General features: G+C 39.6%; 24 protein-coding genes. 15 read left to right on the top strand and 9 right to left on the bottom strand.

The features are described 5' to 3' along the window. Positions 1-4 precede the first annotated feature (4 nt). The gene (locus FHG08_RS11035) at positions 5-394 is read right to left on the bottom strand and encodes a YkgJ family cysteine cluster protein (RefSeq protein ID WP_138608504.1); all 390 of its coding nucleotides are present in this window, start codon (positions 392-394) and stop codon (positions 5-7) included. 207 nt (positions 395-601) lie between these two features. Here FHG08_RS11035 and FHG08_RS11040 point away from each other — a divergent pair, with 207 nt between their 5' ends. The 3 genes from FHG08_RS11040 (at position 602) to FHG08_RS11050 (ending at position 2,253) form a co-directional block, all read left to right on the top strand. Next, complete coding sequence (locus FHG08_RS11040; protein WP_010389912.1) at positions 602-1,027, top strand: tetratricopeptide repeat protein; 426 nt, start codon at positions 602-604, stop codon at positions 1,025-1,027. 128 nt (positions 1,028-1,155) lie between these two features. Beyond that, positions 1,156-1,629 carry a hypothetical protein gene (locus FHG08_RS11045; RefSeq protein WP_178956029.1) on the top strand — a complete coding sequence of 158 codons (474 nt, stop codon included), beginning with the start codon at positions 1,156-1,158 and terminating at the stop codon, positions 1,627-1,629. 27 nt (positions 1,630-1,656) lie between these two features. Next, positions 1,657-2,253 (top strand): DUF1287 domain-containing protein, encoded by a 597-nt coding sequence (locus tag FHG08_RS11050; protein ID WP_178956030.1) that lies wholly within the window; start codon positions 1,657-1,659, stop codon positions 2,251-2,253. A 114-nt stretch (positions 2,254-2,367) separates the two neighbouring features. Here the strand turns inward: FHG08_RS11050 and yfaE are convergent, their stop codons facing one another. The 5 genes from yfaE to ubiG all read right to left on the bottom strand — a co-directional run bounded on the left by yfaE (position 2,368) and on the right by ubiG (position 7,927). Next, positions 2,368-2,640, bottom strand: coding sequence for a class I ribonucleotide reductase maintenance protein YfaE (gene yfaE / locus FHG08_RS11055; RefSeq protein ID WP_076919572.1), 273 nt, complete (start codon positions 2,638-2,640; stop codon positions 2,368-2,370). Continuing rightward, complete coding sequence (gene nrdB / locus FHG08_RS11060) at positions 2,640-3,770, bottom strand: class Ia ribonucleoside-diphosphate reductase subunit beta (protein WP_138608498.1); 1,131 nt, start codon at positions 3,768-3,770, stop codon at positions 2,640-2,642. Before nrdB ends, yfaE begins: the two co-directional genes overlap by 1 nt. Before the next feature lie 73 nt (positions 3,771-3,843). Next, entirely contained in the window at positions 3,844-6,126 is a 2,283-nt protein-coding gene (nrdA, locus tag FHG08_RS11065) for a class 1a ribonucleoside-diphosphate reductase subunit alpha (protein WP_138608496.1), read from the bottom strand. A gap of 410 nt (positions 6,127-6,536) precedes the next feature. After that, complete coding sequence (locus FHG08_RS11070) at positions 6,537-7,217, bottom strand: HAD family hydrolase (RefSeq protein ID WP_178956031.1); 681 nt, start codon at positions 7,215-7,217, stop codon at positions 6,537-6,539. Further along, complete coding sequence (gene ubiG / locus FHG08_RS11075; RefSeq protein ID WP_054200873.1) at positions 7,217-7,927, bottom strand: bifunctional 2-polyprenyl-6-hydroxyphenol methylase/3-demethylubiquinol 3-O-methyltransferase UbiG; 711 nt, start codon at positions 7,925-7,927, stop codon at positions 7,217-7,219. Before ubiG ends, FHG08_RS11070 begins: the two co-directional genes overlap by 1 nt. A gap of 178 nt (positions 7,928-8,105) precedes the next feature. Between ubiG and gyrA the strand changes: the two genes are divergently transcribed. The 10 genes from gyrA (at position 8,106) to FHG08_RS11125 (ending at position 19,023) form a co-directional block, all read left to right on the top strand. Further along, positions 8,106-10,805, top strand: coding sequence for a DNA topoisomerase (ATP-hydrolyzing) subunit A (gene gyrA, locus FHG08_RS11080; protein ID WP_178956032.1), 2,700 nt, complete (start codon positions 8,106-8,108; stop codon positions 10,803-10,805). A 279-nt stretch (positions 10,806-11,084) separates the two neighbouring features. Then, a complete protein-coding gene (gene serC, locus FHG08_RS11085) occupies positions 11,085-12,167 on the top strand; it encodes a 3-phosphoserine/phosphohydroxythreonine transaminase (protein ID WP_178956033.1) in 1,083 nt (360 codons plus the stop codon). After that, the gene (gene aroA, locus FHG08_RS11090; protein WP_178956034.1) at positions 12,167-13,444 is read left to right on the top strand and encodes a 3-phosphoshikimate 1-carboxyvinyltransferase; all 1,278 of its coding nucleotides are present in this window, start codon (positions 12,167-12,169) and stop codon (positions 13,442-13,444) included. Before serC ends, aroA begins: the two co-directional genes overlap by 1 nt. Positions 13,445-13,551: 107 nt before the next feature. Further along, the gene (gene cmk, locus FHG08_RS11095; protein ID WP_010389925.1) at positions 13,552-14,262 is read left to right on the top strand and encodes a (d)CMP kinase; all 711 of its coding nucleotides are present in this window, start codon (positions 13,552-13,554) and stop codon (positions 14,260-14,262) included. Between the two features lie 95 nt (positions 14,263-14,357). Continuing rightward, entirely contained in the window at positions 14,358-16,025 is a 1,668-nt protein-coding gene (gene rpsA, locus FHG08_RS11100; protein ID WP_002961176.1) for a 30S ribosomal protein S1, read from the top strand. A gap of 66 nt (positions 16,026-16,091) precedes the next feature. After that, positions 16,092-16,379 (top strand): integration host factor subunit beta, encoded by a 288-nt coding sequence (gene ihfB, locus FHG08_RS11105; protein ID WP_024600987.1) that lies wholly within the window; start codon positions 16,092-16,094, stop codon positions 16,377-16,379. 21 nt (positions 16,380-16,400) lie between these two features. After that, on the top strand, positions 16,401-16,682 hold the full coding sequence (locus FHG08_RS11110; RefSeq protein WP_138608486.1) for a lipopolysaccharide assembly protein LapA domain-containing protein: 282 nt from the start codon (positions 16,401-16,403) through the stop codon (positions 16,680-16,682). A gap of 2 nt (positions 16,683-16,684) precedes the next feature. Further along, positions 16,685-17,821 carry a lipopolysaccharide assembly protein LapB gene (gene lapB / locus FHG08_RS11115; RefSeq protein ID WP_138608484.1) on the top strand — a complete coding sequence of 379 codons (1,137 nt, stop codon included), beginning with the start codon at positions 16,685-16,687 and terminating at the stop codon, positions 17,819-17,821. A 33-nt stretch (positions 17,822-17,854) separates the two neighbouring features. Continuing rightward, complete coding sequence (pyrF, locus tag FHG08_RS11120) at positions 17,855-18,559, top strand: orotidine-5'-phosphate decarboxylase (RefSeq protein ID WP_138608482.1); 705 nt, start codon at positions 17,855-17,857, stop codon at positions 18,557-18,559. A gap of 89 nt (positions 18,560-18,648) precedes the next feature. Continuing rightward, complete coding sequence (locus FHG08_RS11125) at positions 18,649-19,023, top strand: hypothetical protein (RefSeq protein WP_171039639.1); 375 nt, start codon at positions 18,649-18,651, stop codon at positions 19,021-19,023. 55 nt (positions 19,024-19,078) lie between these two features. Here FHG08_RS11125 and FHG08_RS11130 read toward each other — a convergent pair whose 3' ends face one another. Both FHG08_RS11130 and FHG08_RS11135 read right to left on the bottom strand, forming a co-directional pair. Then, the gene (locus FHG08_RS11130; protein WP_010389931.1) at positions 19,079-19,909 is read right to left on the bottom strand and encodes a S1 RNA-binding domain-containing protein; all 831 of its coding nucleotides are present in this window, start codon (positions 19,907-19,909) and stop codon (positions 19,079-19,081) included. A gap of 2 nt (positions 19,910-19,911) precedes the next feature. After that, positions 19,912-21,234, bottom strand: a complete 1,323-nt coding sequence (locus FHG08_RS11135; RefSeq protein WP_178956035.1) for a DEAD/DEAH box helicase — start codon at positions 21,232-21,234, stop codon at positions 19,912-19,914. Between the two features lie 204 nt (positions 21,235-21,438). On the opposite strand from FHG08_RS11135, the gene FHG08_RS11140 reads away from it, so the two are divergent. Beyond that, the gene (locus FHG08_RS11140; protein ID WP_075169263.1) at positions 21,439-22,446 is read left to right on the top strand and encodes a rhodanese-related sulfurtransferase; all 1,008 of its coding nucleotides are present in this window, start codon (positions 21,439-21,441) and stop codon (positions 22,444-22,446) included. Between the two features lie 127 nt (positions 22,447-22,573). On the opposite strand, the gene FHG08_RS11145 is transcribed toward FHG08_RS11140, so the two are convergent. Continuing rightward, on the bottom strand, positions 22,574-23,002 hold the full coding sequence (locus tag FHG08_RS11145; RefSeq protein ID WP_010389934.1) for a hypothetical protein: 429 nt from the start codon (positions 23,000-23,002) through the stop codon (positions 22,574-22,576). Between the two features lie 221 nt (positions 23,003-23,223). Between FHG08_RS11145 and FHG08_RS11150 the strand changes: the two genes are divergently transcribed. Continuing rightward, positions 23,224-24,240 carry an efflux RND transporter periplasmic adaptor subunit gene (locus FHG08_RS11150; RefSeq protein ID WP_372239238.1) on the top strand — a complete coding sequence of 339 codons (1,017 nt, stop codon included), beginning with the start codon at positions 23,224-23,226 and terminating at the stop codon, positions 24,238-24,240. Position 24,241: the final 1 nt, after the last annotated feature.

A 24,241-nucleotide genomic window follows, 5' to 3' on the forward strand; every position in this document is an offset into this window, starting at 1 on the left:
AAATTTAAGAGCGACTGTCTATCATCAGTATGTCTAACTTTTTTTGTGCTTTAAAATGATTTTGCTTATCGACTGGTTCGAGCATTTCACAGTCATCGTTTATCATTTCTGAAATTAAACTCGGATAATGCCTGCAATCTTGGGGTCGGTCATGATAAATACTGCAAGTATATTTATCTTTTTCTTCAGGGGATGCTTTATTGGCAAGCTCTAAAAATGGGCATTGCGTTAATTGCTCACCCGTCGTTGGGTCAAACCATAATTGATCGTTTTTAACGTATTGAAATATTTCAGGGTTGAATAACGCCCACATTTCAATTTCATCCTGATTAGTATCTAAATCTGCCGCACCATATTTGGTACAGCACTTACCGCATTGATTGCAATTTTGCATAGGGTAGATTTTTACTGTTGCTGTTAATAGTAAGCATTAAGTGTAGCACTCTAATATCCGTGTCAATAAACTAAACAGTGCTTTTTGTTGCTTATACTACTTTTGTAACAACGCGGCGCTTAATAATAATGTATTATTAGATAATAGGTTTCTGACACAGCGCTGTAAAAAATTAAATAGGCGCATTAATTAAGGTAGCGAGTAATTATGAATACTAAAGTATACAAAGCGGTTCACGATTTAGCAGAAAAGTTGATGGCAGCTGCCAATAAAAATGATACTAAACAGTTTGAATCTTTATATGCAGAGCTCAAAGCAATTTGTATTGAAAACGAAAATACCGCTAAAGATCACCCTGTACAGTGGGAAACTCTAGCAGATTTTACCGAAGAGCTAGAAGACGCTATTGAGACTTACGAAAAAGCGTTGCAGAAGTCGATAGAAATTAATAACAAAGATCATATGTCGTCGGTTGCATTTTCTATGGCTACTTTGCAGCTTGAGCTGGGTGATAAAGAAGCGGCGATTAAAAATCTACAAGATGCAAAAGTCAGTGCGAATAAAATTGAAGACAAAGAATTAAAGTCAGAGATCCATGAGCTATTAGAGTCACTGGTTGAAGAAGAAGGTTAGGAAACTTTATAGTGATTATTAATAATCAGCGCCAGTAGTTTACACTTGGCGCTTTTTTATGAAGAAGATAAAGTTCAACTTCATAAAATACTTATAAATAACTTACCGAGTAATTTTTTGGAGAAAAAATGCTAGCGCAAATAGAACAATGGATTGATAAAACGAATAGCGAATATGCAAATCAAAGAATATGCTGTGAAAAATTTGCTAGCGAGTTTGAGGGCTTTTACCCAAATGAATTTTTGAAAACTGCATTTTATGTAGTTGTTGATAAAATTCCTAAACCTGACTTTACAAGTTTACGTGAACTTGGTTTAAGCAATTTTATTGATATGGATGTAGCTGGAATAACCTATAAAAATACATATTATATACTACCTAACGCTGTGCATAATTTAAGAGTGCATTTTCATGAGCTTGTTCATGTAGTTCAATGGCGTGAACTCGGTGCGCACGCTTTTATAATGCGTTACATCAATGAAATCCAAACCTGTGGTTACAATGATGCTCCACTTGAAAAAATGGCCTATAAACTTGATGCGCACTATACCAGTAATGGAAATAAATTTAATATTCCTGACTACATTACGCAACAGCTTTAGTTAATTACTATTATAAAAGGAATTTATATGTCACGTTTTTTGTTTTATTCACTAGCTCTATTTACTTTTCATGTGCAGGCGAGCTCTTTTGATGATGATATCGTTAATGCATTAATCTATAGAACAACACAACCAGTAACTTACGATGGTGCCTATCATCAACTTGAGTATCCAGGTGGTGATGTGCCCGCTAATATTGGTGTGTGTACCGATGTTTTAATTAGGTCGTACCGGCAGCTTGGTGTTGATTTGCAAAAGTTAGTACACGAAGACATGCAGAACAATTTTCGTGCATATCCTTCTAAGCGTATTTGGGGATTAACCAAGCCAGATAAAAATATTGATCATCGACGTGTGCCTAACTTACAAGTTTACTTTGAGCGCCATGCAAAAGTGTTAACTAAATCGCTTAATGCAGAGGATTATAAAGCCGGTGACATAGTTACTTGGATGCTGCCAGGTAATTTACCGCATATCGGTATGGTCGTTAATGAAATAGCGCAGGGCAGCGGCAACCCGCTTATTGTGCATAATATTGGTCGTGGACCAGAAATGAGCGATATGCTTTTTGCGTATACAATTACGGGTCATTACCGATTTGTGCCTGCAAAATATTCAGAGTAAATAACACTGTACTAGTAGGCGTGTTTGAGTTTAAAAACACGGCATACAGGTTTGGTACAAACCTAGCTGTTATATATTATTCTAGTGCTGTTAAATACGCTTAATGTGAGTTACTTACTTTAAATTAATACTGATATCACCATTTGGTTTGCAGCAACACAAGAGTATTTCACCATCGCGAACAAACGCTAACGGCTCTTCATTGTAATTAACTTCACCAGAGACAAGTGTTGCTCGACACGCACCGCAATATCCCTCACGGCATTGGTAAGCGGCATCAATCTTATTCGATTCTAGGCAATGTAAAAGAGAAGGGCAGCCAGCGGCAAAATCAATGCGCTGGCTGTTATCTGCAAGTGTGATACTTGCAGTGGTTCTATCAGTCATTATAAATCAAAGTCACCAAATTCATCGGCATCTACTTGTGAGTCAATCTGACCAACTAAGTATGAGCTTATTTCGGCCTCTTGAGGAGCAACTTGCACGTTATCTGACACTAACCATGAGTTGATCCATGGAATAGGGTTACTGTTATTTTCAAACTGTGCAGGCAGACCAATCGCGGTCATACGCGCATTGGTAATGTACTCAACATATTGACATAGAATGTGTTTATTCAAACCAATCATCGAGCCATCTTTAAATAGGTACTCGGCCCATTCTTTTTCTTGCTCTGCGGCTTCAACAAACATTTTAATTGCTTCTTCACGGCACTGTGCGGCAACAATCGCCATTTCAGGGTCATCTTTACCATCTTGCATGATATTTAAAATATGCTGAGTACCTGAAAGGTGGAGTGCTTCATCACGGGCAATAAGCTTTATAATTTTAGCATTACCTTCCATCAATTCACGCTCGGCAAACGCAAATGAGCAAGCAAAGCTCACATAAAAGCGAATGGCTTCTAAAATGTTCACTGACATCATTGCCAGGTACAATTTCTTTTTCAGCTCAAATAAATTAACTACCACGGTTTGGCCATTAATTTCGTGTTTGCCTTCACCGTATAGGTTGTAAAGCGATACAGAATTGATTAGGTCATCATAATAAGTAGTTACCGCATCGGCACGCTCACTTATTTTGTCATTGCTAACAATGTCATCAAAAATGAGTTCAGGTGCTTGGGTTACGTTACGAATAATATGGGTGTACGAACGACTATGAATAGTTTCACTAAACGCCCATGTCTCAATCCATGTTTCTAGCTCAGGAATAGACACAATCGGTAATAGCGCTACGTTAGGCGAACGACCTTGAACACTATCAAGCAGCGTTTGATATTTTAAGTTGCTTAAAAATATGTGCTTCTCGTGATCGGGAAGCGCTTGAAAGTCTAAACGGTCTTTACTTACATCAACTTCTTCAGGTCGCCAAAAGAAAGACAATTGTTTTTCTATTAGTTTTTCAAAAATAGGGTATTTTTGTTGATCGTAACGTGACACGTTAACGGTTTGACCAAAAAACATTGGCTCTTGCATTTGGTTATTATGGTTTCTGCTAAAAGTAGTATAAGACATGTTTATCACTCAAAAAACTATCACTAAAACTATCAGGACAAAGCGGGCAGGGCGCCCGCTTTAAGTTTAACTATTAAATTTTACACGCGCCGCCTGCACAATCATCATCTTCCACTTCTGGAGTGTCTTCTTGAGCATCTGATGCGCCATCGCGGGTATTATGGTAATACAGTGTTTTAACACCTAACTTGTAGGCACCGAGTAAGTCTTTTAGTAAGACTTTCATAGGTACTCTACCGCCTTCGTATCTGTTTGGATCATAATTAGTATTTGCTGAAATTGTTTGGTCGATAAATTTCTGCATTATGCCTACTAATTGTAAGTAACCATCGTTTGATGGAATATCCCACAGTAACTCATAGTTATCTTTAAGGCGTTCGTACTCAGGAACAACTTGCTTTAAAATACCATCTTTACTTGCTTTAACACTAATATGGCCACGTGGTGGCTCAATACCATTGGTTGCATTTGAGATTTGCGATGATGTTTCTGATGGCATTAATGCGCTCAGCGTTGAGTTACGCATACCGTGCTCTTTAATGTTGGCACGTAACGTATCCCAATCAAGGTGCAGTGGTTCATCACAAATTTTATCTAAATCACGCTTATACGTATCTGTTGGCATAATACCTTGTGAGTACGTAGTTTCGTTAAATTTAGGACATGCTCCACGCTCTTTTGCCAGCTCATTAGATGCTTTCATTAAGTAGTACTGAATCGCTTCAAATGTTTTATGCGTGAGTGCATTTGCGCTGCCATCTGAGTAACGCTTACCGTTTTTAGCTAAGTAGTAGGCGTAGTTAATCACACCTATCCCTAGGGTACGACGTCCCATAGTGGCATTTTTTGCCGCCGGTACTGGGTAGTCTTGGAAATCAAGTAAGTTATCTAGTGCACGTACTGCAAGCTCAGCTAACTCTTCTAATTCATCCAGTGACTCAATCGCGCCTAAGTTAAATGCAGACAAGGTACATAAGGCAATTTCACCTTCTTCATCATTTACATTGTTCAGTGGCTTAGTCGGTAATGCAATTTCTAAACATAAGTTAGATTGACGAATAGGCGCCACTTTCGAAATAAATGGGCTATGTGTATTACAGTGGTCAACATTTTGTAAGTAAATACGACCGGTGCTGGCACGTTCTTGAGCAAACATAGAAAACAGTTCAATGGCTTTAATACGTTTTTTACGAATTGACTCGTCTTGTTCATACTTTACGTAAAGTGCATCAAATTCGTCTTGATCTTCAAAGAATGCGTCGTAAAGGCCCGGCACGTCTGAAGGGCTAAATAAGGTAATGTAATCGTCTTTAATTAAACGCGAATACATTAATTTATTAAACTGTACGCCGTAGTCTAGGTGACGTACGCGGTTATCATCAACACCACGGTTGTTTTTAAGTACCAGTAGGTTTTCTACTTCTAAATGCCAAAGCGGGTAGAATAAAGTAGCGGCTCCGCCACGTACACCGCCTTGCGAACAACTTTTAACGGCTGTTTGAAAATGCTTATAAAAAGGAATACAACCTGTGTGGTACGCTTCGCCGTTACGAATAGGGCTACCTAATGCACGAATACGTCCGGCATTAATACCAATACCGGCACGTTGAGAAACGTATTTAACAATCGCTGATGATGTCGCGTTAATTGAATCTAAGCTGTCGCCACACTCAATCAGTACACATGAGCTAAATTGGCGCGTTGGTGTACGTACACCCGACATAATTGGTGTAGGTAAAGAAATTTTAAATAATGAGACCGCATCGTAAAAACGTTTGATGTAATCAATACGCGTTTCACGTGGGTAATCTGAGAATAAGCTTGCCGCAACTAATATATATAAAAACTGTGCACTTTCGTAAATTTCACCGGTTACACGGTTTTGAACTAGGTATTTACCTTCAAGCTGTTTTACTGCTGCGTAGCTAAAGTTAAGATCGCGTGAATGATCTAAGTAAGCATCTAATTCATCAAGTTCTTGCTCTGTGTAATCAACAAGCAAATGTGCGTCGTAGCGTTTTTGTTCAACCATGTCAGTAACGTGGTCAAAAAGGCGCGGTGGCTCAAATTGGCCATACGCTTTTTTACGTAAATGGAATACAGCTAAACGAGCAGCAAGATACTGATAATCAGGTGATTCTTTTGAGATCTGATCCGCAGCGGCTTTGATAATCGTCTCATGAATATCTTTAGTACGAATACCGTCATAAAATTGAATATGCGATTTAAGTTCAACTTGTGAAACCGAAACGTTGTTTAAACCTTCGGCGGCCCATTCAATAACGCGATGGATCTTGTCTAGATCAAGCGGCTCTTTACGGCCGTCACGTTTGCTTACAGATAACTGTTGGTTCATAGTTTTGCCTGTATTCCTTGGGAATTAAATATTTTTGACCAATGAGTGCACTTAAAACGCCCAGTGCCTATTCTTTTATTGTTATTTCCACCGCATAGGTAAATTTAATCGAATAACATTTAGCCACAATATCTGGTGTTGTTCAAATTAGAGATCACAAGATAGTGTGGTCTGTGATCTTTTGCAAGGGACAGAAACCGCTCTCATTGTGGATAACGTTGGGATAACGTAATTGTGTTAGTAGGCATTAACCTTTGATCATTCGGTTAAGTTGAAATTTGTAAAAATCAACTAAGGAAAGATTAAATTTACGCTTTTTAAAAATAAATTTCGTCTGCTTTTTTTATCATCAAGCTTTGCGTAAAAACTAACACAATCACAATATGTAGTGTTTATTAATTAACATGGCACTATATGTGGTTGAATGCATCTATAGGGCTATGCCAATTAAAATCTGCATTCCAAGCCAATGCTTCGTCTATACTCGGTACATATCCCCACAGTGCGGTAGCGGTGTGCATATTCGCAGCTTTACCTGCTTGTATATCTCGCTGTGCATCACCTATATATAGGCAGCGCGAAGGATCAACACTCATTTGCTCAGCACAATGTAATAAAGGAAGGGGTGAGGGCTTAGATTCAGCTAATGTATCACCACTTATCACAATTTGAGCATTTTTTAATGCAGGAATCGCCTCGACTAAAGGATCGGTTAAAAAGCCAGGCTTATTTGTCATAATGCCCCACGGGATCCCTTTATTATCAAGGGCAATGAGTAACTGTTCTATACCTACAAAGCATTGGGTATGGGTGGCAATATTGGCAGCGTAGTGTGCAACTAGCTCTGCTAAAAGTTGCTCTTGCGGTTGTTGCGCCCAAGCTTCTTTAAAACCAGCAGCAAGTAATGCTGCTGCGCCATTTGAAGCTGCGGGTCGATATATATCACTGCCCACTAAGGGCTGTTGATGATTATGCAGCACACTATTTAGCGCGGCGCCTAAATCATCAGCGGTATCGAGTAAAGTGCCATCTAAGTCAAACAGCAATGCTTGATATTCAATTGGGCTAGTAGGTGTTTGCAAGCTTGCCATTACGCTAACTTCTCAAAGTGCAGCATATAATTTACGCTGACGTCATCATTAACCGTATATTGCTTTGAAAGTGGGTTGTAACTTAATCCTGCACTGGCACGTACCTTCAAGCCTGCTTGTTCTGCCCATGCGATTAATTGCGCAGGTTTAATAAACTTTTTATGGTCATGGGTACCTTCAGGCACCATTTTTAACAGTTTTTCTGCACCGACAATAGCGTATAAATAAGCTTTAGGGGTTTTATTAAGGGTAGAGAAGAATACATCCGCCCCAGGTTTTGCTAATTTAGCGACCGCATGAATAATAGAAGCAGGGTCGGGAACGTGCTCTAACATTTCCATGCAAGTAATCACATCAAAGCGCTCAGGGTGCTCATCAGCAAATTGTTCAGCAGGTACTTTTATATATTCAACGGGTACACTTGTTTCTAAACTGTGTAACTTAGCGACAGTTAAAGGCTCTTGCCCCATATCGATACCTGTTACCTTTGCACCCATTCGCGCCATGCTGTGACTTAAAATACCGCCGCCACATCCTACATCGAGGGTTTCTTTGTCAAATAATCCTTTAGTTTTGTCAGCGATAAAATCTAATCGTAATGGATTAATTTCGTGAAGCGGCTTAAATTCGCCTTCTAAATCCCACCAACGCTCTGCGATGGCTTCAAACTTTGCTATTTCTGCGTTATCTACATTTTGATGTTCGGTCATAAAATACTTCCTCGTCAATCTGAGGCCATTATATAGGGCTAAATTGATAAATCGCAAAGTTTTGCGCCTGTAAATTAAAATTAATTGTGATAGCATGGTTGCTTAGAAATAATAACAAACACTCTTAATACCTAATACTGGGTTGTTAAGAGCTGATACTGAAGGAATGTGATATCAAATGACTGATCTCGCCAATGAAATTCTGCCAGTCAATATTGAAGACGAGTTAAAAAACTCCTACTTAGATTACGCCATGAGTGTAATTGTAGGACGTGCATTACCAGACGTACGTGACGGTTTAAAACCTGTTCACCGCCGCGTCTTGTTTGCAATGAACGAGCTTAGTAATGACTGGAACAAGCCTTACAAAAAATCGGCCCGTGTGGTCGGTGACGTAATCGGTAAATACCACCCACACGGCGACAGTGCAGTTTATGACACCATCGTACGTATGGCTCAGCCATTCTCACTACGTTATATGCTAGTTGATGGTCAGGGTAACTTTGGTTCGGTTGATGGTGATTCAGCAGCGGCAATGCGTTATACAGAAGTACGTATGGCAAAAATGTCGCACGAATTATTAGCCGATCTTGAAAAAGAAACGGTTGATTTTGTGCCTAACTACGACGGCACAGAACAAATTCCTGATGTGTTACCGACTAAAATACCTAACCTGTTAGTTAATGGTTCGTCAGGTATTGCTGTTGGTATGGCGACAAATATCCCGCCACACAACTTAACAGAAGTAGTGAATGGCTGTTTAGCGCTTATTCAAAACCCTGAATTAACTATTACTGAGTTAATGGATTACATCCCAGGGCCTGATTTCCCAACTGCGGCCATTATTAATGGTAAAAAAGGCATTGAACAAGCCTATCAAACCGGTCGTGGTAAAGTGTACATGCGTGCGCGTGCTGAGATTGAAACTGATGAGAAAACTGGCCGCGAAACGATTATTGTTCATGAAATCCCTTACCAAGTTAACAAAGCCCGTTTGATTGAAAAAATTGCTGAGCTAGTTAAAGATAAAAAAATTGAAGGGATCAGCGCATTACGTGATGAATCAGATAAAGACGGTATGCGTATCGTTATCGAGATCAAACGTGGTGACGTAGGTGAAGTTATTTTGAACAACCTTTATTCACAAACTCAGTTACAAACTGTGTTTGGTATGAATATGGTTGCGTTAATTAATAACCAACCTAAGTGTTTCAACTTAAAAGAAATGCTTGAAGAATTTATTATTCACCGTCGTGAAGTTGTTACCCGTCGTACGGTATTTGATTTACGCAAAGCCCGCGACCGTGCGCACACGCTAGAAGGTTTAGCGATTGCACTGGCAAATATTGACCCAATTATCGAACTTATTCGTAAGTCACCAACACCTGCTGAAGCAAAAGTTGCACTAACAGCGCGTCCTTGGGAATTAGGTAATGTTAAAGCCATGCTTGATAAAGCAGGTGAAGACAATGTTGCCCGCCCAGATTGGCTAGCAAGCGATCTTGGTATTCGTGATGGTCAGTACTATATTTCTGAGCAACAAGCTCAAGCAATACTAGACTTACGTTTGCATAAACTAACAGGTCTTGAACACGAAAAAATTCTTACTGAATACCAATCGTTACTAGACCTAATTGCTGAACTATTATTCATTTTGGCAAGTCCGGAACGTTTAATGGAAGTTATTCGTGATGAGTTAGTTGAAATTAAAGAACAATATGGTGATGAGCGCCGCACTGAAATTAATGCAGCTGCACACGATATTAGCCTTGAAGACTTAATTAACGAAGAGAACGTGGTTGTGACCTTATCACACGAAGGGTACGTTAAGTATCAAGCGTTAAGTGATTACGAAGCGCAGCGTCGTGGTGGTAAAGGCAAGTCAGCAACCAAGATGAAAGATGAAGATTTCATTGAACGTCTACTTGTTGCCAATACGCACGATACTATTTTATGTTTCTCTACTGCGGGTCGATTATATTGGCTTAAAGTGTATCAGTTACCACTTGCAAGTCGCGCAGCGCGCGGTAAGCCAATTGTTAACTTATTACCGCTTGAAGCAGATGAACGTATTACTGCTATTTTGCCGGTACGCGATTATGAAGATGATAAATACATCTTTATGGCGACAGCATTTGGTACGGTTAAGAAAACACCATTGACTGCATACAGCCGTCAACGTGCTAGCGGTATTATTGCCGTTAACTTAAACGAAGGTGATAGCTTAATTGGTGTTGATATTACCGATGGTAGCAACGAAATTATGTTGTTCACTGATGCGGGTAAAGTTGTACGCTTTAAAGAAGCTGAAGAAACCACGGTAGTTGATGAAAATGGTAACCCTGTTCTTGATGAAGAAGGTAAGCCTGAGATTCGCTTCAAAGGTGTACGCCCTATGGGTCGTACTGCAACAGGTGTTCGTGGTATTAAGATGCCAGACGAACAACGTGTTGTATCACTGATTGTACCTAAGAATGATGGTGCAATATTAACAGTAACAGAAAATGGTTACGGCAAGCGTACTCAACTTGAAGACTACCCATCTAAGAGTCGTGCAACACAAGGTGTTGTATCAATTAAGGTGAGTGAGCGTAATGGTGCCGTTGTTGGTGCTGTTCAAGTTGATGACAACGACGAAATAATGATTATTTCGAATCGTGGTACCTTAGTACGAACTCGCGTTAATGAAGTTTCTACGGTTGGACGTAACACCCAAGGTGTTATTTTGATCAGAACTATTGACGAAGAGCAAGTAGTTGGTTTACAACGTATAGAAGAGATTGAAGTGACTGAAAGTGACTTGATTGATATCGAAGACGTTGAAACAGTAGATACGGTTATAGATGAAGTAGCGGATGACAATCCTCCTTCAGAATAATTGAGATTGAAAAAAGCGGCCTTGGCCGCTTTTTTTATGTGGTTGAAAAAAACTAAAGACACTTGAATTAGTTTAATACCAATTCACTTAATTAAGTGGTCTATTTTAAGGCTGGAAAAACGTGTTGATAGCTAGGCAAAAAATTTGCTATTTAGTTGTTTAAATGAGAATTTTTTAACGCAGGTAGCGACACGTTTAGCCCCGTAAAATGATTAAGTATTATTGCGGATTGGTATTAGTTCAAGTTAAACAGTAAATTACTGGAATGAGGAAAAGGTAATGAGTATTTATAATTTTTGTGCGGGTCCTGCAATGTTACCACCGGCTGTCATGCAAAAAGCACAAAAAGAGTTTTTAGACTGGCAAGGGCTTGGCGTTTCAGTAATGGAAATGAGCCATCGCAGTAAAGAATTTTTAGCATTAACGGCTAAGTGTGAAGCTAGTCTACGTCGCTTAATGAATATTAGTGATGAGTTTGAAGTGCTGTTTATGCACGGCGGTGGTCGAGGTCAATTTAGTGCCGTACCTTTAAACCTCCACGTTGATGGAAAAAAAGCGGTGTATTGTGAAAATGGCGTGTGGTCAAAAAGTGCAACTAGCGAAGCTGATAAGTTTACTCAAACTCACACTATTGACGTACGTAATGACGATAATGGCTTATTTTCTATCAAGCAGGTAGCCGATTGGGTTTTACCAGCCGATGCTGCATATATTCATTATTGCCCAAATGAAACTGTAGATGGTCTAGAGATTTTTGATGTACCCAGTCACCCAACAGCACCGATTGTCGCCGATATGTCGTCGACTATTCTATCGCGCGAAATTGACGTTAATCAATTTGATTTAATCTACGCAGGTGCTCAAAAGAATATCGGCCCATCGGGTATTGCTATCGTAATTGTTCGTAAAACGCTACTTGAGCGTGAAGGGCTAGCTAAGCCAGGTATTTTAGATTACGCACTTGAAGCAAAACAAGGCAGTATGTTTAACACTCCACCTACATTTGCATGGTATTTAGCAGCTGAAGTATTTGAATGGCTTGAGCAAAATGGTGGTGTTAAAGCCATGGAAACACATAATACTGTCAAAGCGCAGCTGCTTTATGACTTTATCGATGAGTCTGATTTTTACACCAACAAGGTAGCAAAACATTGTCGTTCACGTATGAATGTGCCTTTTTGGTTAGTTGATGAAAGCCTAAATGATAAGTTTGTTAAAGAGTCAACAGAAGCGGGCTTATTAGCGCTTGAAGGGCACCGTATTGTTGGCGGTATGCGCGCGAGTATTTATAACGCAATGCCACTGGAAGGAGTTAAAGCATTAGTTGATTTTATGGCGGCTTTCGCAAAGGAGAACAGCTAATGGAGCAACTTTCTTTAGCGCCTATTTCACAGGTTAATGGCAGTGTTACTCTGCCGGGTTCGAAAAGCTTGTCAAATCGCATTCTATTATTGGCTGCACTATCAAACGGCACTACGGTTGTAGAAAACTTATTAGACAGTGATGATATTCGTCATATGTTGGGCGCCTTAGCGCAGCTCGGTGTGAATGTGACACTTAATGATGAGCGAACCATCGCGACCGTAGAAGGTGTAGGTGGCGTATTTAAAACGCCAACTGAAGCACTGTTTTTAGGTAATGCAGGTACAGCATACCGTCCTTTAACGGCCGTGCTTGCAGCGATTGCTGGGGAGTATGAGTTAATTGGTGAGCCACGTATGGAAGAGCGACCAATTGGCCACTTAGTTGATGCACTGCAAGCCTTAGGTGGTAATGTTAGTTATTTAAAAAATAAAGATTATCCGCCGCTTAAAATTGTTGGTGGGCAAATAGCAGGTGGTGAAGTCGAAATTGACGGTAGTATTTCAAGCCAATTTTTAACTGCGCTTCTTATGGCTGCACCGTTATTTAAAGGTGATACTCAAATTAAAATTAAAGGCACGTTAGTGTCTAAGCCTTACATTGATATTACTCTTGATGTAATGGCGCGTTTTGGTGTTACCGTTGAGCATGATAATTACAGTACTTTTTTTGTAAAAGGTGCACAGCAGTATCAAGCCGTTGAGCGAATTATGGTCGAAGGGGATGCTTCATCTGCTTCTTACTTTATTGCTGCTGCAGCAATTGCCGGCGGCGAAATAGAAATTAAAGGCGTCGGTGCTAAATCAGTTCAAGGTGATATTGGTTTTGCTAATGTTATGGAGCAAGTAGGTGCAAAAATTGATTGGTATGACGAACGTTTAGTTGTTCGTAAAGGTGAGCTTAACGGTATTGATATTGATGCGAATGCAATACCTGATGCTGCAATGACCCTGGCTACAGTTGCCTTGTTTGCAAAAGGGCCAACGGCAATTCGCAACATTTATAACTGGCGAGTAAAAGAAACTGACCGTTTACACGCTATGGCTACTGAGCTTAAAAAAGTAGGGGCTGAAGTAGTTGAAGGGCATGACTTTATTGAGATCACACCGCCAAAACAATTTAATAATGTGGCTGTAGATACCTATGATGACCACCGTATTGCCATGTGCTTTGCAATGGTGGCGGTAGGGGGTAAGCCAATCACGATTAACGATCCGGCCTGTACTTATAAGACATTCCCAACATTTTTCAACGTGTTAGCATCTGTCAGTAAATAGGCTATTTATAAGTATTTATAAAAAGTTACATACTAAAAGCGGATAATCTTTAATAATTGACGTATAATGTGGCGGTTTATTTTGGTGTGCATTGAAGGAGGTTTTAAATGCCGGCGTTATTAATGCCCGTAATCACCGTAGATGGCCCAAGTGGTTCTGGTAAAGGAACTGTTTGTCGCTTATTGGCTGAAAAATTAGGCTGGGATGTGTTAGATAGCGGTGCAATTTATCGCGTACTTTCACTTGCAGCACTTCATCACCAAATTGCGTTAGATAACGAAGAAGCACTGGTTCCACTAGCTGCAAATCTTGATGTGCAGTTTCTGATAGACAGTGATACTAATGCAGGAAAGATTATTTTAGAAGGCGAAGATGTAACAACCACTATTCGAAATGAAGAAGTGGGAGCTGCAGCGTCCAAAGTTGCGGCATTGCCACGAGTTCGTGAAGCGTTACTTCGTCGCCAGCGTGCGTTTAGAACTGAAAATGGCTTAATTGCTGATGGTCGCGATATGGGCACTGTTGTGTTTCCTGATGCGCCATTAAAGATATTTCTAACCGCAAGTGCAGAAGAACGTGCTCGCAGACGTTTTGTTGAGTTGAATGAGCGCGGGCTTGATGTTACACTAAGTGGTCTATTACAAGACATTCAAGCACGTGATGATCGCGATATGAATCGCGCCGTTGCGCCGCTTGTACCTGCAGAGGATGCGATTGAGCTTGATACTAGCGAACTCAACGCACAGCAAGTCTTTGATAAAGTTATAACTTTATTAGATTCAAGTATCTCTGAAGGTAAGCTTCCTAAACGAAGCTAAACACATTTTATGCACCAGCAGGACGCCAGTGCTATTTTAACAACCCCATGCAGCATGGTTGCTTATTGGTATTAATATATGAGACGTATATTCGTATGTCAGAAAATTTTGCGCAGTTATTTGAAGAAAGCTTAAAGGGTTTTGAAGCAGAGCAAGGCTCTATCGTTAAAGGTACAGTAATCTCAATCGAGAACAACATTGTACTTGTAGATGCTGGTCTTAAATCAGAAAGTGCTATCCCTGCAGAGCAGTTCAAAAATGCTGCTGGTGAACTAGAAGTTGCTGTTGGCGACGAAGTAGATGTTGCACTAGATGCAATCGAAGACGGTTTCGGTGAAACTATCCTTTCTCGTGAGAAAGCGAAGCGTCACGAAGCGTGGATCCGTCTTGAGAAAGCATGTGAAGAGCAAGAGACTGTTACTGGTGTTATCAACGGTAAAGTTAAAGGCGGTTTCACTGTTGAAGTTGATTCAATCCGTGCTTTCCTACCTGGTTCACTTGTTGATGTTCGTCCAGTACGTGACACAACTCACCTTGAAGGCAAAGAGCTTGAATTTAAAGTAATCAAGCTTGATCAAAAACGTAACAACGTTGTTGTTTCACGTCGTGCAGTTATCGAATCAGAAAACTCACAAGAACGTGAAGAGCTTCTTGCTAACCTTGTTGAAGGTCAAGAAGTTAAAGGTATCGTTAAGAACCTTACTGACTACGGTGCATTCGTTGACCTTGGTGGTGTTGATGGCCTACTACACATTACTGACATGGCGTGGAAGCGTGTTAAGCACCCTTCAGAAATCGTTAATGTTGGCGACGAAATCGCAGTTAAAGTTCTTAAATTCGACAAAGATAAAACTCGTGTATCTCTAGGTCTTAAACAGCTTGGCGAAGATCCATGGGCAGCTATCGCTGGTCGTTACCCAGAAGGCTCTAAACTTTCTGGTCGTGTAACTAACCTTACTGATTACGGTTGCTTCGTAGAAATCGAAGAAGGCGTTGAAGGTCTAGTACACGTTTCTGAAATGGATTGGACTAACAAGAACATCCACCCTTCAAAAGTTGTTTCACTTGGTGACACTGTTGAAGTTATGGTTCTTGAAATCGACGAAGAACGTCGTCGTATTTCTCTTGGTCTTAAGCAATGTATTGCTAATCCTTGGCAGGAATTTGCTCGTCTACAAAACAAAGGCGATCAAGTTACTGGTAAGATCAAATCAATCACTGACTTCGGTATCTTTATCGGTCTTGACGGTGGTATTGATGGTCTTGTACACCTTTCAGACATTTCTTGGAATACACCTGGCGAAGAAGCTGTACGTGAATTCAAGAAAGGCGACGAAATCACTGCTATCGTATTGCAAGTTGACCCAGAGCGTGAACGTATCTCTCTAGGTGTTAAGCAAATCGAAGCTGACCCATTCAATAACTACCTTGATGCAAACAAAAAAGGTGCTATTGTTAAAGGTAAAGTGACTGAAGTTGATGCGAAAGGCGCAACTGTTGAACTTATCGAAGGCGTTGAAGGTTACATCCGTGTAGCTGATATCGCTCAAGAGCGCGTTGAAGATGCAACTACTGTTGTTTCTGTAGGCGACGAAATCGAAGTTAAATACGTTGGTGTTGATCGTAAGAACCGCACTTTAAGCTTATCTGTTAAAGCTCTTTTCGAAGCAGAAGAGAAAGAAGTACTAGAGAAGCTTAAGAAAGAAGAGCCAGTGTTCGAAAACGCAATGGCAGCTGCTTTCGCAAATGCACAAAAAGACTAATTAATTATAGTCTTTTAATTGGAAGGGCAGTTTATGCCCTTCCACTATTTCTTTTAAGGAAACGCTATGACTAAGTCAGAACTGATAGAAACACTTGCTGAACAACACGCACATATTCCTGTGAAAGATGTTGAGAACGCTGTTAAAGAAATTCTTGAACAAATGGCCGGCTCATTATCTTCTTCAGATCGTATTGAGATCCGAGGTTTTGGAAGTTTCTCTTTGCATTACCGTGCACCTCGTACAGGTCGTAATCCTAAAACAGGTGAAACTGTAGAGTTAGATGGTAAGCATGTACCTCATTTTAAGCCAGGCAAAGAACTACGTGACCGTGTAAACGAGAGCATTGCTTAGTAAATTTATTGGAGTAGTTACTTGTTCAAGGTATTAAAAATTATTCTGGCAGCACTTTTTTTAATTGGTGCATTTGTATTGGGTTCGCAAAATCCACAATTAACACAAATTAACTACATAATAGCCAGTAATACATTACCTTTAGCCGTTATAATAAGTATCTGCTTTTTGTTAGGTGTTGTAGTGGGTTGCTTTGTGAGCTTTAAATTGTTTACGCAATTAAAGTGGCAAAATTACCGTTTAAAAAAGCAAATAACGCCTGAAAAAGATAATAAAAAGCGTATTGCCAACAAAGATACCTAATTATGATTGAGCTGTTGTTTTTACTGCTTCCTGTCGCCGCCGGTTATGGCTGGATCATGGGAAAAAACAGTGCGAAAAATCAGGCTCATCAATTTAATAGAGAAATCACTTCTGAATACAGTAAAGGGTTAAAGTTCTTACTGGACAGAGAAGAAGATCAGGGGCTTGAGCATTTAATTAATTTGCTCGAAGTAGCTGCTGACTCTGTAGAACACTATTCTACATTAGCCACTATGTTTCGCCGCCGTGGCGAGCTTGACCGCGCAATAAAAATTCATGAATTGCTATTAAAACACCCAAGCCTTAACGAAAAACAAGCTGCCAATAGTCGGTTAGAATTAGCAGAAGACTATATTATGGCAGGTTTACTCGATAGCGCAGAAGAACATTTAATATGGCTGGTAAAAAATAACCATGAAGATGCTCTTGAGCCAATTATTTCCTTATATTCACAGACCCGTGAATGGGAAAAAGGCATTAGTATGTTTGAAGCGCATACTGAGCTTTTTTCAAAAGAACAACACTTCAAAGCCATCGCAAACTTTTATTGTGAATATGCTATTACCAGTAATAATCCTCAACTTATGCGCAAAGCTATTAGCTTAAACTTTAAAACAATCAGGCCTCTATATGAGCTTGGTTTGTCTGCCTATACAAAAGAAGATTACGTAAAAGCAATTTATTATTGGCGAGAACTTATCTGTCAATTTACCTTTTTTGCGCCATTATTTATTGATAAGTTAGCGCATAGTTATAAGCAACTTAAACTAACCCATCAGTTTCATGAACTCGTGAACGACTTATTAGATAAGGGTGGGGTAATGATAAAAATACAGCATTGCCAAGCGTTGCTTGAGCAAGGTCACACTGAACAAGCCTTTGAATTTTTAACCGACAGTTTAAAACGTCAACCTACCATCCGTGGCTTTAGTTTTTTACTGCAGTTAATGAGCGCCGAAAATAAAAATACCAAAGATGTGCTTAATCAAATAGATAAACTTGTTACCTCATATATTGCTACCAAGCCTGACTTTCAATGCCAGCATTGTGGCTTTACAAGTTACACCATTTATTGGAATTGCCCTTCGTGTAAACATTGGGAAACCATTGTGCCTAGCAGAGGCTTAGACGGATTTTAATCTTTATACTTTTCGCTCACTAGTAGGATAGTTATGTCTTTCGAACAATCAAAAAAAATTCTTATCGCTCTTGATTATGATGATCAGCAAACTGCTTTAGCATTTGTGAAACAGTTATCACCGGATACCTGTCGATTAAAAGTGGGTAAAGAAATGTTCACATATTTTGGCCCTGAATTTGTTAAAGAGCTGGTTGATTTAGGTTTCGATGTATTTTTAGATTTGAAATTTCATGATATCCCAAATACTGTTGCTAAAGCAGTAACCGCTGCAGCTAAAATGGGCGTGTGGATGGTTAATGTTCATGCAAGTGGTGGTTTTGAAATGATGCATAAAGCAAAGCAGGCACTCGAACAATTTGGTGATAAAGCTCCTTTATTGATTGCCGTGACCGTTTTAACCAGCATGGATGAAACTGAGCTTGGGCGTTTAGGTATAACTAAATCACCACAAGAGCAAGTTATGCATTTAGCAAAACTAACAAAGCAAGCAGGGCTTGATGGTGTGGTTTGTTCTGCACAAGAAGCACAAAGTTTAAAGGCGGCTTTAGGCAAAGAATTTAAACTCGTAACCCCAGGTATTCGTCCTGCTGGCAGTGATGCGGGCGATCAAAAACGTATTATGACACCTAAAGACGCGATTGAAGCTGGCAGTGACTATTTAGTAATAGGGCGTCCGATTACTCAGGCACAAAACCCTGTAGAAGTATTAAATGATGTTAATAAATCAATAGCTTAAATTTAAAGTATGCATAATTATAAGGAGTTTATTACAACTTTTTTTGTTTGTGCTACATTTAGTTACGGCTATGCAGTGAGGAACTAACTTTGCGTTTAATAATGTTTGTAGTGGTAATTATCATTAGTGGCTTTGCTGTTAATAAATATGTATTTTCAACCAAAATGTATGATGATGTTTCGAATGTTACCGATTTGGTATCTGATTACCCCGTTGATTTATTTAAGTTTAAAAAAATCGCCCAAAACTATGCTCAGCATTTATGTTATACAAATGAAGCTGTTTTAGCAGGACTTGATATAAGTAGTAGAGAATGTGTTGATGTACACGATGAAATGCAGAATGAGTGTACAAAAAAAGTATTTAGATTAGCGCCATTAAATATGACATCTAAAAAAGAATTAATTGAATATTCAAATCAATATTCACGTTGTACCTTACCTTACAAAAACATTAAGTTATAAATTTTAAATACGAAAAAGCCACTTAAGTTTATACCTAGGTGGCTTTTTTATAGAATTATTTTAAACGAATAGACTTAGCTTCAATATCAATTAAGCCTTGTTTAAATAACCCACCAATGGCTTTTTTGTAGTTTGCTTTACTGGTCGAGAAAACTTTTTTAATTAATTCAGGTTCAGATTTATCGCCTATGGCTAAGATGCCACCTTCATCTTTTAGTTTTTCCATAATTTTTTCGCCAAGTTCACTGACTTTACCCATACCTGGCTTTTCAAGTATAACGTCAATTTTTCCGTCTTCACGCACTTTTTGAATAAACCCTTTGAGCTTTTGACCAACAAATAGGTTTTTAAATACCATGTTGTAAAATACAACACCAAAATGAGACTCTTCAATAAGTACTTTGTAGCCGATATCGGTTTTACCTGCCACAATTAAATCGACTTCTTGCAAGTGGCTATACTGCGGCTCGTCTTTTGATAAAAAGCGATTAAAGTTGGTTGAAGCACAAATTCGCTGACTGGCATTATCTAGGTATAAACGGACTAAATACGAGTAACCTTCTTGCATACGCGGTTTTTGTTCATTAAACGGTGCAAGCACGTCTTTTTCTAAACCCCAATCTAAAAAAGCACCAATGCTGTTTATTTCTTTAACGCGCAGTAGGGCATATTCACCGACTTGTGCGTGTGGTTTTTTAGTTGTTGCTGTTGGCAGGTTTGCGTTATCTAAAAAGGTAAAAACGCTGATGCTATCGCCAGCTTCAAGTTCATGTTTAATCTCGTGTTTAGGTAAAAATACTTCACCTAAGTCATGGCCATCTAAATAGGCACCTTCATTACTGACTTCTTTTACAAATAAGGTTTGGGTAGTTCCAAGGTAACTCATAATTATTCCTGCTCAGGCTTTTTTTTACGACGCATAGGGGTATCACCATCGATGTTAAGTGGTGCTTTAATTGGGGCTACTGGTTTTTTCGGTTTCGCTTTGCGTTTTTGATGTGGTTTTTTATCAGCCACTACCTTTTTAATTGGTTTAACTGGCGTAACCTTTTTCTCTTTGATGCCTTTAAATTTCGCTTTTAAACCATCAACCACCGCAAACGACAATTCGTCATTTAAAAATGACTTTATTGCTAAGTAACTTGCCCAATCTTTAGGACCAACAAATGATAGCGCGTTGCCTTTAAAACCAGCTCGGCCTGTGCGACCAATACGGTGAACGTATTCTTCAGCGTGTTTTGGTAGATCAAAATTAATAACATGGGTCACACTGAGTAAATCTAAACCGCGAGATGCAACATCAGTAGTAATTAATATTTTAAAGTTCTCACGGCTAAACGCATCCATGATATCAAGGCGCTTACTTTGAGTTAAATCCCCGGCTAGTGCGACAGACTTAAAGCCTTTACTATTTAATGCCTCGCTTAAGCGACTGGTATCAGCACGTGTTGCGGTAAATATAATACATTGCCCTACATTATCTTGATTAAGAAAATGCTCAAGTAGCGCTTCTTTATGATCAAGATGATCGGCTAAATACAATGTTTGTTTAATATCACTGTGTTGCTCATTGGCTGCACTGAGAATAATTTGTTTTGGTTTTTTTAATAAATTACGCGAAAGGGCATCTACTTGAGCATGATCTAATGTCGCTGAAAACAATAGGGTCTGGCGTAATCGGTGATCTGCCAGTTCATTAATTAACTTAAGCTGGTCGGTGAAACCTAAATCCAAAATACGGTCAGCTTCATCAAATATAAGTAGCTCTAAGCCACTTAACTGTAAAGAGCGTTGCTTTAAGTGATCGGCTAAGCGCCCTGGTGTAGCAACCACAAAATGTGGGTCGTTGCGCAGTGCTTTAATTTGGTCGTTAAAGTTTTCACCACCGAGAATTTTAACTGCCTTAATATTGGTACCGGCAATAAGTAACCGTAGTTGGGTGAACACTTGGGTTGCAAGCTCACGAGTTGGAGCAACAATAAGTACACGAGGATCACGTTTACTGAGTGCTTTTTGTTTCATTACTCGCTGCACAGCAGGTAATAAAAACGCTAAAGTTTTGCCTGACCCAGTTTTTGACTGAGCGAAAATGTCATGTCCAGCGAGTGCCGTTGGCACAGCATGAGCTTGAATATCGGTAGGCTGGGTGATCCCTTGGTGCGCTAATTGTGTTTCTAGGCGAGTATCAATCCCAAGATCAGTAAAGTGCAATGTATATTTCTCCAATATGAGCAAGTCTTGTAAATTTATCCGCGCATTATAGCCCACTGAGCCACTGCGCTAACAGTAAAAAGCGCATTATCATCCATTTTTTTGCATTTAAATAAAAAAAGCGTAAAATACGCGCCCCATATGCGCCGGATTTACGATTCGGTAAACGCCCCTTGCGGGGTTTAAAGGCAAAATAGGAAAACCATGACTGCTATCCATAAAGATAATGTAACCAGCGATCACTTTGTTGTGTGCGCACTGTATAAATTTGTTTCTTTACCTGATTTTGAAGCACTTCGCCAACCTTTACTTAATGTAATGGAGCAAAACGACGTGCGTGGTACTTTGTTAATTGCCGCGGAAGGAATTAACGGAACTGTTTCAGCAAAACGTGAAGGCATAGATAACTTACTGGCGTGGTTAGACACCCAGCCTAATTTAGACAATATTGTTACTAAAGAATCATATGATGACGAATGCCCGTTTTATCGCACTAAAGTAAAACTTAAAAAAGAAATCGTGACTATGGGTGTTGAGGGCGTTGACCCATTAAAAGTAGTGGGCAGTTATGTTAAGCCAAATGAATGGAACGCCCTTATTTCTGATCCAGAGGTTATCCTTGTTGATACCCGAAATGATTATGAAATTGAAATTGGTACGTTTCAAAACGCGGTCGATCCAAACACGAAGACGTTCCGCGAATTTCCGCAGTGGGCCAAAGAAAATCTCGACCCAGAAAAGCATAAAAAAGTAGCTATGTTTTGTACAGGTGGTATTCGCTGTGAAAAATCAACAGCTTATATGAAAGAGCAGGGCTTTGATGAGGTATACCACCTTGAAGGCGGCATATTAAAATACCTAGAAGAAGTACCAAAAGAAGAAACCATGTGGGAAGGCGAGTGCTTTGTATTTGATAACCGTGTCGCGGTAAATCATGACTTACAAAAAGGCTCATATGATCAGTGTCACGCATGTCGGATGCCTATCACAGAAGAAGAAAAGCAAAAGCCTGAATACATGGAAGGGGTGTCGTGTCATCATTGTATTGATGATGTAACCGACGAGCAACGCGCTCGTTTTGCTGAGCGTCAAAAGCAAATAGAATTGGCACAAGCACGCGGTGAAGGCCACATTGGTAACGAAGCACAAGCTGCTTTACAGCAACGTAAAGAAGCAAAAAAAGCGCAAAAAGACGCACAACGAAATAAATAATACCACGCGTTTATTTATTCATTAAAAAACCTCAGTAAATACTGAGGTTTTTTATTTAAAAGTAATTTATAAATAGCGAGCTACATTGCTTAGCAGCTTAAAGGTTTGATACTCACTTTGAGCTTAATCAACGAATACAATAACTTTTATCTATCGGCGTAAGTGTAATTTTATTAGCTGAATTTACAAGAACACATTCTGTGTTTTTATCGAGTTTTTTCTTTTGAATAACCGTAAATTCACCTTCATCAGCAGCGTATAAGTTATACTGATAAGCCGTATTACCTCCCTCAAATAATGCAGTAAATAACCCTCCAACTAAACCGCCGACAATAGCGCCACCAATCATTTCTTCGCTGTTGCCATCTAAGCTGTCAACAAAGCCAAAACCCGCTCCCGCAGCTATGCCTGTTCCAACTTCAGAGGAAAGTGTTACTTTTTGCTCTGACTCAACAGATGCATAATAGCGTTTAATTAATTGATTTTGACTCGTACGATCAACCCCTTGTGATGCACAGCCACTAAGTAGTAAAACCAAAATTATACTTTTATTCATAAATACTCGTTTGTATATTCACTCTAATGACCAAATCATAGTGTTTAATACGCACAAAATATGTGGTGATTTTGTAGGCTGGTGTAAGAATGTGTAGTAAATACGTGGGTGTTTAATTTCAGCGTGTTGTTTTGCTAATTTGTCGTACTAAGCTATTTATTGATCATAGAGGTGTTAAACTGCGTAACATAATGGAAATAATAATTAATTAGGGTGATCCTTTGAAGTCGCAAAATCTTTTAATGGGCATAACGGCCTTATTTTTATCGGTTAGTTTGCCAGTAACTGGTGCTAGCGTGGTCGTTGAAAATATCGCTATGGAACAAGCCCAACAGCAGGTTCAGGCCGTTGGTAATGCTGAAGCTATCCATTCTGTTATTTTATATCCTGCCGTAGGTGATAAAGTAGCAGCGGTTCATTTTAAACCTGGCGATAAGGTTAAAGAAGGTGATATTTTACTTGAGCTAGATTCACGTAGGCAAAAAGCGGCCCTTGAAGAGGCTAAAATAAAATTAGCAGATAGTCAGCGAACTTTAAAACGTTTAAAACAAAGCCAAGCTAAAGGAGCTGTTCCGCAAAGTGATGTAGATGATGCAAAAACCATCGTGGAGCTTGCAAAAGTTACTCTCACTCAAGCCGAAACTGAATTAGAAGACCGCCAAGTCCGTGCCCCTTTTAATGGCACTATGGGGCTGACTGACATTGAAGTGGGTGACAGAATCACAACACAAACAATGATTGCTAGCATCGATGATACCCGCCAGTTATACATTAATTTTAACGCGCCTGAATCAGCGATTGCGATGCTCAGAAATAATGCTAGTGTACGCGTGTTCCCATGGCAATCGCAAGCGCCCATTGAGGCAGAAATAGCTTATTTAGACTCACGTATAGACCCACAAACTCGTACCTTAAGAGTCAAAGCAAAGTTAAATAACAAAGATCAACAATTCTTACCGGGTATGAGTTTTCGAGTACATATAGAAGTATTAGGTCAACGCTTTGCCGCTATTCCTGAAGCAGCACTACTGTGGGGCGCAACGGGTCCATATGTGTGGACGAGTGTGGATAACAAAGCTACCCGGGTTGATGTGAAAATAGAGCAACGCTTGGCAGGGCGCTTACTCGTATCAGGGGCATTACAGCCAAACGATACGTTAGTTGTTGAAGGCGTTCAGCGCTTGCGAGCCAATCAAGAATTAAGCTTTACTGCACCTATCGCTAGTACGCAGGAGTAGC

The organism is Pseudoalteromonas sp. Scap03 (assembly GCF_013393115.1).
In the GTDB taxonomy this organism is placed as follows: domain Bacteria; phylum Pseudomonadota; class Gammaproteobacteria; order Enterobacterales; family Alteromonadaceae; genus Pseudoalteromonas.